Raw genomic sequence first — 14,204 nt, 5'->3', positions numbered from 1 at the left:
GCCAGGCTCTCGCCTGGCGGTTTCTTCGTTTCCGGCCACCGCATGAGACGGCCCGACACGCACGAGACCGCCGGGCTCTCGCCCGGCGGTCTCGTGTCCTGCATGGTGGGTCAGCCCTTCGTGGCACCTGCCAGCAGGCCGCGCACGAAGAACCGCTGCAGGGCGAAGAACACGATCAGCGGCACGATGATCGAGATGAACGCGCCGGCCGTCAGCAGCTCCCACGACTGGCCGTACGACCCCGAGAGGTCTTGCAGGGCCTTCGTGATCGGCAGTCCCTGCCCGGACGTGAAGACGGTGGCCACGAGCAGGTCGTTCCAGACCCACAGGAACTGGAAGATGCCGAACGAGGCGATCGCGGGCATCGACAGCGGCAGCACGATGCGGAAGAACACCTGTCCGTGACCGGCGCCGTCCATGCGGGCGGCCTCGATCACCTCGGCCGGGATCTCCGAGATGAAGTTGTGCAGCATGAAGATCGCCAGCGGCAGGGCGAAGATCGTGTGCGCGATCCAGACCTTCGCGAACGAACCGTCGAGGCCGTTCACGCCGAGCCCCGGCAGGATGTACAGGCCACCGATGCGCAGGCCGTCCGAGAACAGGCGGAGCAACGGCACCAGTGCCATCTGGATCGGGACGATCTGCAGGGCGAACACCAGCACGAACATCGTGTTGCGTCCCTTGAAGTCGATCCAGGCGAACGCGTACGCCGCCAGGCTCGCGATCGTGATCGGGATGAGCGCCGCCGGCAACGTGATCACCAGCGAGTTCAGGAACGCCTTGCCGAGCGTGAGGCTGTCGCCCGAGTTCAGGGCGTTCACGTAGTTGTCGAGCGTGAACCCCGGGTTGGCGAAGACGGTCCACCAGCCGGTGGTCTTGATGTCGTTCGCGGGGCGGAACGACGAGATGAACAGGCCGGCCGTGGGCAGGGTCCAGATCACGGCGATGATCAGCGCGGCGATGGTCGCGCCGCGGCTCGTCGAGCCCTTCTTCAGCTTGCCGCTCGAGTTCTCGATCTTCGCGACGCCGCGCTTCAGCTGGCTCTCGGTGCGCGGGGTGACGGCGACCCCGACCGGGGTGGGCGTGGCGGTCATCGGATCTCCCTCTGCTTCTGGATCTGACGGGCGTTGTAGATCACGATCGGCAGCACCAGCACGAACAGGATGACGGCCAGCGCCGAGCTGTAGCCGGTGCGGCTGCCGAGCTGGAACTGCCGGACCATCTCGAACGCGAGGATCGTCGTGTCGTTGCGTCCGCCGGTCATGGCCGAGACGATGTCGTAGACCTTGAGCGACGCGATCGAGATCGTCGTGAGCACGACGATGATCGTCGTGCGGATGCCGGGGACGGTGATGTGCCGGAACGCCTGGAACCCGTTGGTGCCGTCGAGCGACGCCGCCTCGAGCTGTTCGGCGGGGACTCCCTTGATGGCGGCCGACAGCACCGTCATGGCGAACCCGGCCTGCGTCCAGATCAGCACGATCACGAGCAGGAGCGTGTTCCACGGCTCGAGCCCCAGCCAGTCGACCGGCTGACCGCCGAAGGCGACGAGGATGCCGTTGAGCAGACCGATCTGCTCGCCCTGGCGGATGTCGTAGAAGAACTTGAAGATGATCGAGGCGCCGACGAATGAGATGGCCATCGGCATGAACACGAGCAGCTTGAGAAACTTTTCGCCGCGGCTCTTGTCGATGAACACGGCATAGGCGAGGCCGATGGCCGTCGCGGTGATCGGGGCGAGCAGCACCCAGATCAGCGTGTTGCCGAAGGCCGTGAGGCCGTCGGGGCTCGTGAAGACCCAGACGAAGTTGTCGAGGCCGGCGAAGCCGGAGCCGTCGTTCTTCATGAAGGCCTGGCCGGCGGTCGTGATCGTCGGGTAGATGAGCCCGATGATCAGGAAGAAGACCGCGGGTGCCATGAAGGCGATCAATTGCAGCGAGTACCCGGCACCGCGCTTCGAGCGGTAGTCGAGCAGGAACAGTCCGCCGCCCAGGACGGCCGCGATGGCGGCGACCCAGATGACCGAGTTGTAGAGGCCGAACGCCAGAAGCACGACGACCGGGACGACCACGCAGACGGCCAGCCGGATGATCGTGTACTGCGGGCCCCGGCGGGGGGCGAACTCGACGAAGACGAGCACCACGGCCACGAGGGCGGTGAAGGCGACGAGGATCAAGGGGATCTGCGCCAGGGGCGGGATTCCCGCCAGCCACTGGAAGAAACTGGACATCTCTGTCCTTTCACGTTCGGGTCCGAGCAGGACGGGGCCCGTCGCCGTCACCCGGGGCGGCGAGCGGGCGCGGGGTCAGGGGCCACCGACGCGCGGTGGCCCCTGTGGCGCGGGTGTTACGAGGTGTAGCCGGCCTGGATCTCGTCGAGCACCGTGTCGGTGTCGGTGCCGTCGATCCAGTCGACCATGCCCTTCCAGAAGCTGTCGGAGCCGACCGACTTGGGCATCAGGTCGGAACCGTCGAAGCGGAAGGTGGTGTCGGTGCCCTGGAGGATCTCGACGGCGCCCTTGAGCAGGTCGCTGCCGGCGTTCTCGGGGTCGAGGCCCTTGTTCGCGGAGATGACGCCACCGAGGGAGACGCGGCTGTTGGCCCAGTCGGCACTGGCGAGGTACGCCTGCACCTTCGCGGTGTCGTCGTCGTTGGAGAACGCGGCCACGAACTCACCGCCACCGGTGACGGCTGCCGGGTCGTCCTCCTTCATCGGCGGGGTGAGGAAGGCCCAGACGTCGCCGTCCTCGGCGACCGTCGCCGGCTGACCGCTCGCGTTGTTCGCGGCCGTCAGGAAGCCCTCGAAGAACGAGGCCTGGTGGGTCAGGGCGCAGCTGCCGTTCGCCACGTTCGTCGCGACGTCGCCGAAGGCGGTCGAGTTGATCGACTTGACGTCGCCGTAACCGGCGTTCACGAGGCTCGGGTCGAGCAGGATGTCGCCCACCGAGTCGAAGGCCGCCTTGATCTCGGGGTCGGTGAACTTCGTGTCACCCGCGACCCACGAGTCGTAGGCGTCGGGACCGGCCTCGCGCAGGACGAGGTCCTCGACCCAGTCGGTGCCCGGCCAGCCCGAGGCCTCGCCCGAGTTGAAGCCGGCGCACCACGACGGGCCGCCGGTCTTCTCCTGGATGGTCTTCGACAGGGCGATGAGCTCGTCGTAGGTCTTGGGGACCTCGACACCCCACTCCTCGAACTTGGCGGGGGAGTACCAGACGTAGCCCTTGACGCTGGCCATCAGGGGGGCGCCGTACTGCTTGCCGTCGACCTGACCGTACTTCTGCCAGTCTTCCGACCAGCCCTCCTTGACGTTGGCCAGAGCGTCGGCGGGCAGTTCTTGCACCTTGCCGGAGGCGACCGTGTCGGCCAGCAGGCCGGGCTGGGGGAAGATCGCCAGGTCGGGGGTGTCGCCACCCTGGACCTTGATGCCGATCTGCTTCTCGAACTCCTTGTCGCCCGTGTACTTGATCTCGATGTCGTTGGCTTTTTCCCAGTCGGCCCAGGACTGCTCGAGGAGCGTGGCCTCGTCGCCGTTGATGGTGCCGTAGACGTTGACGACGCCGTCGGCGGTTCCGACGTCACCGGCACCCGCGCCTCCGGCGTTCGGGTCGTTGGGGTCGGCCGTGCCGGAGCATCCGGCCAACAGGAAGCTGGACGCCGCCAGGATGGCCAGGGGGCCCGTGAAGCGGCGGTGCAGGGATGCTCGCATTGGTGTCTCCTCGTTGAGTCGCAAGAGCGGACGGCCCGTGCTGTCGGGGTGATCGTCCGCCGCACGTCGTCGTCGACGCGCGTCGACGATGAGTGTCACATACTCGCAGGAGGCGCGCAACCGGGTCTGCTACGTCGTCCGTTCGAGGGGCGCGGCGGCCGAGGTGCCCCGCACGACGAGACGTGGTGCCACGAGGACGTGAGGGGCGTCGTGGCGTCGCCCCTCGATGCGATCGACGAGGTCGTCGACCGCGGCGGCGGCGATGTCGGCGCCGGGCGGGTTGACGGTGGTGAGCGGCGGTGAGGTCATCTCGGCGGCCAGGTCGCCGATGCTCAGCGCGACCACCGTGAGGTCGTCCGGGATCGACCGGCCGGCCGTCGCGGCGGCCTGCACGAAGCCGGCGAGCGCCATCTCGTTGAAGCCGAGCACCGCCGTCGGCCGGGCTGCCGAGGTGACGAAGGCGTCGAAGGCCCGGCGGCCACCCGAGACGGAGTCGTCGGCCGCATGCACCTCGAGCGTCAAGCCCCTCTCGCCGACGGGGCGGACCAGCGCCCTCGTCGTCCGGTCGAGCGGACCGGAGCCGCGCTCGGGGGTTCGGATGCTCTGCCCGAGGAAGAACACGCGTCGGTGACCGAGGTCGGCGAGGTGGTCGACCGCCTGACGAGCCAGCGAGTCGTAGTCGGCGTCGACGAACCAGAGCCCGTCGACGTCGTCGGGGCGCCCGATGTTCGTGAACGGCAGGCGGGACCGCGACAGCACGGCGACGCGGTCGTCGCGCGCCGTGAGCTCCATGAGGATCACCCCGTCGACCAGGCCCTCGCTCACGAGGCTGCCGAGTCCCTCGACGTCGTCGATGGGGTTCGACCACAGCAGCAGGTGGTAGCCCCGGCGCCTCGCCCGGTCGGTGGCCGCCGCCACGTACTCGAACTCGGACGACGTGACTCCGCGGCGCCCGTACGGGTAGTGCAGGGCGAGAATGCCGCCCCGCGCACCGGCGAGACCCCGGGCGAACGCGTTGGGCGTGTAGTTCAACTCGGCCATCGCCGCTTCGACGCGGCGGCGGGTGGCGGCCGAGATGGTCCGTCGCCCGCTGATGGCGTACGACACGGTGCTCGACGAGACGCCTGCCAGACGCGCCACGTCGTCACGGGTTGCCGGCATTCTCGTCCACCTCGTCGTCGATCGTGTGCACAGCATACGAGCGACCGCCCCGCGGTCCGCGCGGCGGAGGGGCTCGTCAGGGATGGGTCAGGTGGGCCACACCGGTCGGAATTGCACGCTGATGCGAGGACCGACGGCCTTCTTGGTCTTCGCGATGGCGTGTTCGTGGGTCCGTTGGCAGCTGCCGCCCATGACGAGCAGGTCGCCGTGGCCGAGCGGGAACCGCCGGGTCGTGCCGGTCGACCGGGACCGGACCGCGAGCGTGCGCGGCGCCCCGAGCGAGAGGATGCCGACCATCGTGTCGCGGTCGATCGTGCGCCCGACGCTGTCGCCGTGCCAGGCGATGCTGTCGTCGCCCGTCCGGTAGAAGCACAGCCCCGCCCGGTCGAAGCGCTGCTCGGCGGGGGCACCGCGCTCGTGCGCGTAGTAGTCGTTGAGGTCGTCCCGTGCCCGGGCCAGCACCGGGTCGGGCAGCGGGTCGCCCGCGCCGTAGGACGAGACCAGCCGCGGCACCTCGACCACCCGGTCGTACATCTGCCGTCGGTCGGCCCGCCACGGCACGTCGGTCACGAGGCGCTCGAAGAGGGCGTCGGAACTCGACGCCCAGCCGGGGACGACGTCGAGCCAGGCGCCCTCGCCCAGGTCGAGGTGGTCGACGCGCCCGACGAGCGGCGCGAGGTCGGGACCGTCCGACAGGCCGTCGAGCAGCGAGGCGGTGAAGGGGATGCTCATGTCGACACCCTACGCCAGGTTCGAACACCCGTTCGAATGACGATCGGTGGTGGAGTCACCCACCGCCAGAGCCCGTCGGGACCGCGAAGCGCGCAGGCGAGACCAGCTCGCGCGCGACCCCGTCGACGTCCACGTCGACCAGGCGCCCCGCCCACGCGTAGACCTGGAGCTGCGCGGCGTGCTGCCAGAGGGTCCGCCCGCTCGAGAGGTCGAACGCCACGAGGGTCGACCGCCCGCCCGAACTGCCGTACGCCAGGGCGTAGCCGACCGTCCGACCCGCCGCCGCGAGGACGGCCCCGTCGGGCAGCGACACCCGGGCACCGGCCGAGCCGGTGGACCCGTCGAGCACGCGGACCACGACCGGGCCGGGGCCCGCGGCCGTCGACGTCGCGAACACGCGGTCGTCGGTCTGGCCGGGCAGGCCCTCGAGGGCGGACGAGCTCGACGCCGGGTCGGTCCAGCGCACGTCTCCCGTCGCGAGGTCGAGGCACGTCACCGTCCGCGAGCGCACGTCGGTGACGGCGAGGCACGACCTCGTCACCGAGTAGCCGCCCCGGACGTCCCGGTCCGAGCTCCAGAGGCGCTCGCCGCCGGCGGTCAACGCGACGAAGCCCGCGTCCCCACGTCCCGTGGCCGCGCCTCCTCGGGGGGCGTAGACGACGTCGTCGTGGACGACGTAGCCGATCAGCCGGTCGAGTCGGGCGCCCCAGGGGCGTTCGACGCCGGTGGCCAGGTCGACCTGGACCGAGCCGTCCGCCCGGGCCACGACGAGCCGGTCGCTCAGGGCGAGGGCGACGCCCGTGGTCGAGGCGGTCCCGCTCCACACCACCCGGTCGAGGTCCCGCGCGTCGCGCAGGTCGTAGCGGTAGACGCCGCCGACGCCCTGCTGCCGGCCGGTGACCACCACGGCTCCCACGGTCTGGAACTGGTCCCCGTCACCGGCCGAGCCGGTCTCGACCACCTCGACGGGACGCCCGGTCTCGAGGGACAGCGTCGCCAGCACCTGCTCGCCGTCGACCGCCGCCCGGACGAGCACGAGTCCCGCCTCGGGCACCGCCGTCACGGACGACACGAGGGCGGGGCCGGTCAGGCCGCGCCCGTCGAGGTCGTCCGCGACGTCGTGCACCCAACGGAAGGCACCGCGGTCGACGTCGAGCGCGCCGATGCGCGTGCCCACTCCCTGGGTCGGGGTGGCGCAGTCGCCGTCGTTGGCGAAGCCGTAGGTCCAGGCCCCCGCGGCGCTCACGAGCGCGAGCCCCTGCGCCACGGGTGTGGCCCGGTAGCGGAGGCACTCGGCCGGGGCCTCGGGTGCGAGGGCGGCCCGCAGGTCGACCCGCCACCCGGTCGTGCCGGGTTCCTGCCGGAGGTCGTCGACCGAGATGCCCTGCCAGGGCGGGTCGGCCCCGTAGCCGGGCTGCGTCGGCGTGACGAGCACCGTGGTCGCGAGCGCGGCCAGGGCCACGGCGGCGTAGGTCACGGCGAGCCTGCGTCCCGGCCTCACGACGTCGCCCCGACGCGGGCGGTGTCGACGAGCCGCCGGGCGACCCCCTGCTCGTCGATCCGCACGAGATGACCGCCCCAGAACGCCACGGTGCCCGACGTCGAGGTCGACCAGAGCGGCCGGCCGTCGTCCAGGTCGAGGGCCGCCACGTCCCGCCCCGACGAGCGACCGTCGTCCGTCTGCAGGTAGAGCACCGAGCGGCCCGCCGCCGTGAGGTCGTCGAGCAGTCCGACGGACGAGCTGAAACGGGTGTGCCCGTCGGCGCCGTCGAGGGCGAGCAGTCGTGACCCACCCGATCGCTGCACGACGACGAACACGTCGGCCGCGCGCTGACCCGGCACGGCCTCGACCGCGAAAGGGGCGCCCAGGTCGGTCGTCCAGCGCACCGTGCCGTCGCGGGGGTCGAGGCACTCCGCCTCCGTGTCGCCGCCGGTGACGACGATCACGCAGGAGGGCGTGACCGCCAGGCGGCGTCCGCCGGTCGGACGGCTCCAGACGGCCTCACCGTCGTCGTCGAGGGCCTCGACGGTGCCGTTCGCGCGGGTGCGATCGATGCCGAAGGCGACGACGTGGCGTCCGTCGTCCGTCGTCACGGACGAGCCGACGGGCGGAACGGCGATCTCGTCCGGTGACGCCGCGAACGGTCGTTCCCGACCCGTGGCGGCGTCGACGAACACGGTCTCGCCGCCCCGCGACACGAGGGCGCCGTCGTTCAGGAGCGCCGGCGAACTGCCCGAGTCGACCCCGCCCTCCCACACCGGGTCGGCGAGACGCGAGGCCTCCACGAGTTGGTACCGATCGCCCGACCCGGCGACGCCCGAGAACGTGCGCAACTGCAGGGCTCCCCGCGAGTCGACGCTGACGCTGGGCAGGTCGCGCCGACCGCGGGTCGACTCGACGAGCGAACCGTCGCGCAGGTCGAGGGCGGCCAGCACGGTCGCCCCCGTGGTCTGGGTCTGCACCAGCACGCGACCGGCCGAGGGGACGACCTGCGTCGCGGGGATGCTCAGCGCGTCGGTGTCGGGGACGTCACGGGCCAGGTCGTGCACCCAGCGGACCGTGCCCGTGGCCGTCTCCACCAGTCCGATCAGGCTCGAGTCCGCCTCGGACGCGTACGAGCGGCAGGCCGGCGCGCCCAACGCGTCGCCGAAGTCCAGGTCGACCGAGGTGCCGACCGCCACGAGTCCGTCGACCGCCGGGGACGCCCAGAAGTTGAGGCACCGACGCGGCGCGTCCGGCGCGAGCGTCGCCGCCAGGTCGAGCGTCCAGCCGGTCGCGTCCGGCGACCGCCTCAGGTCGTCGACCGCGAGCCCCGTCCAGGGGCGGCCGTCGCCGTAGTGCGGAGCCACCGAGACCGCCCCGGCGGCCACGAGCGTGGACGCCACGACCAGGGCGCCCAGCACGCCGACGAGGCGACGACCAGGGGAGGCGCGGTGCCAGCGACCGGCGACCCGCGCCTCCCGGGGGTGGTCGCGCGCGCGCTCGGGGTGGCTCATGGTCGGCCTCCTCGTCGAGCGCGCCCGTCGTCCGCCCGACGGGTGTCGTCATGCTATTCGGAGCCCTCGCCCCGGGCGCTCGCCGCAGCCGTCGGGTGCGCCGGGAATGGCCGTCGTCGGGGCCGGGTTCACCCCACGACCGTCGAGAAACCTGCCCGAAACACTGGCGTAGACTCCACGGATCATCTTGCCGTCGATACAAGAGAAAGGGCGTGCCCGTGGGTAGGACGCTGGCCGAGAAAGTGTGGGACGACCACGTCGTCGTCAAGGGCGAAGACGGCGCCCCCGACCTTCTCTACATCGACCTCCACCTCGTGCACGAGGTCACCAGCCCCCAGGCGTTCGACGGACTGCGTCAGGCCGACCGGCCGCTGCGTCGCACCGACCTGACGATCGCGACCGAAGACCACAACACGCCGACCCTGGCGATCGACAAGCCGATCGCCGACCTCACCAGTCGCACGCAGATCGAGACGCTCCGCCGCAACACGGCCGAGTTCGGCGTCCGTCTCCACCCGCTGGGCGACGCCGAGCAGGGCATCGTGCACGTGGTCGGCCCGCAGCTCGGCCTGACCATGCCGGGCATCACCGTCGTCTGCGGCGACTCGCACACCTCGACCCACGGGGCCTTCGGGGCCATGGCGTTCGGCATCGGCACGAGCGAGGTCGAGCACGTCATGGCGACGCAGACGCTGCCGCTCAAACCCTTCAAGACCATGGCGGTCACCGTCGAAGGGACGCTCCGCCCCGGCGTCACCGCGAAGGACATCATCCTCGCCGTCATCGCCCAGATCGGCACCGGCGGTGGTCAGGGCTACGTGCTCGAGTACCGCGGCAGCGCGATCCGCGCCCTCTCGATGGAGGGGCGCATGACGATCTGCAACATGTCGATCGAGGCGGGCGCCCGGGCGGGCATGGTCGCGCCCGACCAGACCACGTACGACTACCTGCAGGGTCGGCCGCACGCTCCGACGGGTGCCGACTGGGACGAAGCCGTCGCCTACTGGGACACCCTGCCGACCGACGACGACGCCGTGTTCGACGCCGAGATCTTCCTCGACGCCGACACGCTCGAGCCGTTCGTCACGTGGGGCACCAACCCGGGCCAGGGCGTGTCGCTCAGCGACTCCGTGCCCGACCCCGAGTCGGTCGTCGACCCCAACGAGAAGGCCGCGGCGACGCGTGCGCTCGAGTACATGGCCCTCGAGGCCGGCACGCCGATGAAGGCCATCCCGGTCGACGCCGTGTTCATGGGGTCGTGCACCAACAGTCGCATCGAAGACCTACGCGCGTTCGCGTCGATCATCCGTGGCCGCACCAAGGCCGAGGGCGTGCGCGTCATGGTCGTGCCGGGGTCGGCTCGCGTCCGCCTCGAGGCCGAGGCCGAGGGGCTCGACCGGGTATTCACCGACTTCGGCGCCGAATGGCGCTTCGCCGGGTGCTCGATGTGCCTCGGCATGAACCCCGACCAGCTCGCACCGGGCGAGCGGTGCGCGTCGACCTCGAACCGCAACTTCGAAGGTCGCCAGGGCAAGGGCGGTCGCACGCACCTCGTGTCGCCCCTCGTCGCCGCGGCCACCGCGGTGCGTGGGACGCTGTCGTCGCCGTGGGACCTCCAGGCCGACGACGACCACGTCGTGGCGGCCTCCGCCGACGTCCGGGCGACCGACGAACCCGTCCTCGCCGACGGCACCGATCGAGCAAGGGCCCTCTGATGCAGAAGTTCACCACCGTCACCGGTGTCGCCGCTCCGCTGAAGCGTTCGAACGTCGACACCGACCAGATCATCCCGGCGCAGTTCCTCAAGCGGGTCACCAAGACCGGCTTCGAGGACGCCCTGTTCTTCGGGTGGCGCAACGACCCCGAGTTCGTGCTCAACCGGCCCGAGTTCCAGGGTGCGCGCGTCCTCGTCGCCGGACCCGACTTCGGCACCGGCTCGAGTCGTGAGCACGCCGTGTGGGCGCTGCGCGACTTCGGCTTCGACGTCATCATCAGCTCGCGGTTCGGCGACATCTTCCGGGGCAACTCCGGCAAGCAGGGGCTGCTCGCCGCGGCCGTCGCCGAAGACGACGTCGAGCGCATCTGGGCCGAGATCGACGGCCGGCCGGGCGTCGAGATCACGGTCGACCTCGTGGCACAGACCGCCACGGTCGGCAGCCTCACCGTCGGATTCGAAGTCGATGCCTACACTAAGTGGCGTCTCCTCGAAGGCCTCGACGACATCGGCCTGACCCTCCGCGACGAAGCGGCCATCACAGAATTCGAATCCCGCCGCGCCGCCTGGCGCCCGAAGACATTGCCGGTGAAGTAAGTGAACTCTCTCGTCCAAGACGCAGCAGCAGCAGGTGCCCGTGTGGGGTTGACCTCCGATGAGATCGTCATCCGAGGCGGCAAACCGCTGATCGGTCGCATCGAGGTGCGTGGTGCCAAGAACCTGGCCACGAAGGCCATGGTCGCGGCCCTCCTGGGCGACACCCCCAGCATCCTGAAGGACGTCCCGGACATCAGCGACGTCAACGTCGTGCGTGGCCTGCTCTCGGTGCACGGCGTGCGCATCACCGACCCGGCTCGCGGCGAGATGATCCTCGACCCCTCCGCCGTCGAGTCGGCCCACTTCGCCGAGATCGACGCCCACGCCGGCTCGAGCCGCATCCCGATCCTCTTCTGCGGACCGCTGCTGCACCGCCTGGGCGAGGCGTTCATCCCTGACCTCGGTGGCTGCCGCATCGGCGACCGGCCCATCGACTTCCACCTCGACGCCCTGCGTGCCTTCGGCGCCGTCGTCGACAAGTCGTACAACGGCATCCACCTCACCGCGCCCAACGGCCTCACCGGCGCCAACATCGAGCTGCCCTACCCGAGCGTCGGCGCCACCGAGCAGGTGCTGCTGACCGCGGTGCTCGCCAAGGGCGTCACCGAACTGCGCAACGCCGCGATCGAGCCCGAGATCATGGACCTCATCGCCATCCTGCAGAAGATGGGCGCCGTCGTCTCGGTCGAGCCGAACCGCGTCATCTTCATCGAGGGCGTCGAGAAGCTCCGCGGCTACACGCACCGGGCGATCAACGACCGCAACGAGGCCGCGAGCTGGGCCTCGGCCGCACTCGCGACCAAGGGCGACATCTTCGTCGAGGGCGCCGACCAGAAAGACCTGATGACGTTCCTCAACGTCTTCCGCAAGGTCGGCGGCGACTTCGACGTCCACGAGGACGGCATCCGCTTCTTCCACCCCGGTGGCGAGCTCAAGCCCGTCGTCGTCGAGACCGACGTCCACCCCGGCTTCATGACCGACTGGCAGCAGCCGCTCATCGTCGCCCTCACCCAGGCACAGGGCACCTCGGTCGTCCACGAGACGGTCTACGAGAACCGCTTCCAGTTCACCGAGGCCCTCAACGACATGGGCGCCGACATCACGGTCCACAAAGACGGACTGCCCGACCACGACCGCCGTGTCGCACGTCGCGAGTTCGAGCAGGCCGCGGTCATCAACGGCCCGACGGCCCTGCACGGAGCCGACATCCGCGTGCCCGACCTGCGCGGCGGGTTCAGCCACCTCATCGCGGCCCTGACCGCCGAGGGCGAGTCGAAGATCAGCAACGTCGGCATCATCAGCCGTGGCTACGAGCACTTCATCGCGAAGCTGCGCAAGCTGGGTGCCGACTTCGACTTCAAGGGCTGATCGACCGGTGTCCACAGCCGACCCCGACGCGCCCGTCGTCCCGGTCCCGGCGCGCAGGCGTCGCAAGGAGAAAGGCGCGTTCTTCCGCGTCCTCGCGACCCCTGCCGCGCCCCTCTTCGACCTGATGGCCCGGATCGACATCGTCGACGGCGACAAGCTGCCGGCCGGGGGCGCCTTCGTGCTGACCCCGAACCACTACACGAACATCGACCCGGTGGTCGTCGGTCGTGTGATGTGGTCTCTCGGGCGCGTGCCGCGCTTCCTGGCCAAGGCATCCCTGTTCCGGGTGCCGGTGTTCGGCCGCTTGATGCACGCCATGGGGCACATCCCCGTCGAACGGGCGGGCCGCACGCACGACCACGACCCTCTGGCGGCCGGTCGCCTGCTCGTCGCCCGGGGCGGCGGCGTGATCGTCTACCCCGAGGGCACGCTGACCCGCGACCCCGACCTCTGGCCGATGAAGGGCAAGAGCGGCGCCGTCCGGCTCGCCCTCGCCGCCGGGGTCCCTCTCATCCCGATGGCGCACTGGGGCAGTCAGCACCTCATGGGCCGCTACTCGAGTCGGCTGCACCCCTTCCCGCGCAAGCGCATCACCGTCGTGATCGGCGATCCGGTCGACCTCTCTGCCTACCGCGATCGTCCGCTCGACCAGGCCTCCGTCACGGCCGCCACCGCCGTGGTGATGGACGCCGTGACCGAGCTCGTCGAACGGCTGCGGGCCGAGAAGGCACCCGTCGAACGCTGGAACCCGACCAAGAACCACCAGAAGGAGACAGGCCGCTTTGAGTAGCTCCGAGTCACGCGAAGGCGCCATCGAGGCTCTCGGAGAAGGAGCGGTCACGACCGAGGCGATCTCGATCGTCATGCGCGACTCGATCCCTCGCCGGGTGGCCGTCCTGGGATCGGGCAGCTGGGGCACCACCTTCGCCAAGGTCCTCGCCGAGGGCGGCGCCGACGTCACCCTCTGGGCCCGTCGACCCGAGGTGGCCCGCGAGATCACCGAGAGCAAGCGCAACAGCGACTACCTGCCGGGCATCAACCTGCCCCGCACCCTCGTCGCGACCCCGTCGGTCGAGCAGGCCCTGGCGGGTGCCGAGCAGGTCTACCTGTCGGTCCCCAGCCAGACGTTGCGCGACAACCTGACGGCCATCCGCGGCATGGTCCCGTCCGGGGTGCCGGTCGTCAGCCTGATGAAGGGCGTCGAGAAGGCCACCGGGTTGCGCATGAGCGAGGTGATCGAGGCCGAGCTCGGCATCGACCGCGACCTGATCGCCGTCGCGTCGGGGCCCAACCTCGCGCTCGAGATCGCGAAGCGGCAGCCCACGGCCGCCGTCGTGTCGTCGTACAGCCTCGACACGGCGACCCTGGTGGCGGCCACCGCCACCAACCCGTACTTCCGCTCGTTCGTCAACACCGACGTGATCGGGACCGAGTTCGGCGGCGTCCTCAAGAACCTGATCGCCGTCGCGATCGGCATCGTCGACGGCGTGGGGTACGGCGAGAACACCAAGGCGTCGATCATCACGCGCGGGCTGGCCGAGATGACCGCCTTCGCGGTGTCGTTCGGGGCCAAGGCCGAGACCCTCGCCGGTCTCGCCGGGCTGGGCGACCTCATCGCCACGTGCGAGTCGCCGCTCTCACGCAACAACACCGCGGGGCGACTGCTCGGGCAGGGTTACGCCTTCGGCGACGTCGTGCGCCAGATGAACCAGACCGCCGAGGGGCTGGCCTCCGTCGCGCCGATCCTCGAACTCGCGCGGTCGCGCGGCGTCGACATGCCCATCGTCCAGCAGGTGGCCGAGGTGCTCGCCGGTACACTCGACCCGCGCAACATCGCCCCGCACCTCACCGAGACGGACGAGCCGCAGGGCGAGTGACCGCTGGTCGTCCTCGCCGGGGGCGTGCGACGACCAGAGCCCGCTCACCGCGG

The 14,204-nt window shown here is 70.5% G+C and carries 12 protein-coding genes; 5 read left to right on the top strand and 7 right to left on the bottom strand.

The genetic code is table 11. The features are described 5' to 3' along the window. Positions 1–110 precede the first annotated feature (110 nt). The 7 genes from AC1MBW_RS01295 to AC1MBW_RS01265 all read right to left on the bottom strand — a co-directional run bounded on the left by AC1MBW_RS01295 (position 111) and on the right by AC1MBW_RS01265 (position 8,595). Entirely contained in the window at positions 111–1,094 is a 984-nt protein-coding gene (locus AC1MBW_RS01295) for a carbohydrate ABC transporter permease (RefSeq protein WP_054145644.1), read from the bottom strand. Further along, the gene (locus AC1MBW_RS01290) at positions 1,091–2,230 is read right to left on the bottom strand and encodes a carbohydrate ABC transporter permease (protein WP_054145643.1); all 1,140 of its coding nucleotides are present in this window, start codon (positions 2,228–2,230) and stop codon (positions 1,091–1,093) included. The genes AC1MBW_RS01295 and AC1MBW_RS01290 overlap by 4 nt, the downstream gene beginning before the upstream one ends. A 116-nt stretch (positions 2,231–2,346) precedes the next feature. Then, positions 2,347–3,705, bottom strand: a complete 1,359-nt coding sequence (locus AC1MBW_RS01285; RefSeq protein WP_480025203.1) for an ABC transporter substrate-binding protein — start codon at positions 3,703–3,705, stop codon at positions 2,347–2,349. Between the two features lie 129 nt (positions 3,706–3,834). Then, positions 3,835–4,866 carry a LacI family DNA-binding transcriptional regulator gene (locus AC1MBW_RS01280; protein WP_480025202.1) on the bottom strand — a complete coding sequence of 344 codons (1,032 nt, stop codon included), beginning with the start codon at positions 4,864–4,866 and terminating at the stop codon, positions 3,835–3,837. A gap of 87 nt (positions 4,867–4,953) precedes the next feature. Then, on the bottom strand, positions 4,954–5,598 hold the full coding sequence (locus tag AC1MBW_RS01275; protein WP_480025201.1) for an alpha-ketoglutarate-dependent dioxygenase AlkB: 645 nt from the start codon (positions 5,596–5,598) through the stop codon (positions 4,954–4,956). A 55-nt stretch (positions 5,599–5,653) separates the two neighbouring features. Continuing rightward, positions 5,654–7,075, bottom strand: coding sequence for a PQQ-binding-like beta-propeller repeat protein (locus AC1MBW_RS01270; protein ID WP_480025200.1), 1,422 nt, complete (start codon positions 7,073–7,075; stop codon positions 5,654–5,656). A gap of 20 nt (positions 7,076–7,095) precedes the next feature. Next, on the bottom strand, positions 7,096–8,595 hold the full coding sequence (locus tag AC1MBW_RS01265) for an outer membrane protein assembly factor BamB family protein (RefSeq protein ID WP_480025199.1): 1,500 nt from the start codon (positions 8,593–8,595) through the stop codon (positions 7,096–7,098). Between the two features lie 218 nt (positions 8,596–8,813). Between AC1MBW_RS01265 and leuC the strand changes: the two genes are divergently transcribed. The 5 genes from leuC (at position 8,814) to AC1MBW_RS01240 (ending at position 14,151) form a co-directional block, all read left to right on the top strand. Further along, entirely contained in the window at positions 8,814–10,310 is a 1,497-nt protein-coding gene (gene leuC / locus AC1MBW_RS01260; protein ID WP_054145638.1) for a 3-isopropylmalate dehydratase large subunit, read from the top strand. After that, positions 10,310–10,906 (top strand): 3-isopropylmalate dehydratase small subunit, encoded by a 597-nt coding sequence (leuD, locus tag AC1MBW_RS01255; protein ID WP_054145637.1) that lies wholly within the window; start codon positions 10,310–10,312, stop codon positions 10,904–10,906. Before leuC ends, leuD begins: the two co-directional genes overlap by 1 nt. Continuing rightward, positions 10,907–12,274, top strand: coding sequence for a UDP-N-acetylglucosamine 1-carboxyvinyltransferase (murA, locus tag AC1MBW_RS01250; protein ID WP_054145636.1), 1,368 nt, complete (start codon positions 10,907–10,909; stop codon positions 12,272–12,274). A 7-nt stretch (positions 12,275–12,281) separates the two neighbouring features. Beyond that, a complete protein-coding gene (locus AC1MBW_RS01245) occupies positions 12,282–13,064 on the top strand; it encodes a lysophospholipid acyltransferase family protein (RefSeq protein WP_054145635.1) in 783 nt (260 codons plus the stop codon). Positions 13,065–13,137: 73 nt separating this feature from the next. Continuing rightward, positions 13,138–14,151 (top strand): NAD(P)H-dependent glycerol-3-phosphate dehydrogenase, encoded by a 1,014-nt coding sequence (locus AC1MBW_RS01240; protein WP_043594016.1) that lies wholly within the window; start codon positions 13,138–13,140, stop codon positions 14,149–14,151. Positions 14,152–14,204: the final 53 nt, after the last annotated feature.

This window comes from Frigoribacterium sp. AP1, assembly GCF_056680555.1.
The sequence above is the reverse complement of the archived record's forward strand: the minus strand, read 5'-3'. Positions and strand labels throughout refer to the sequence as shown.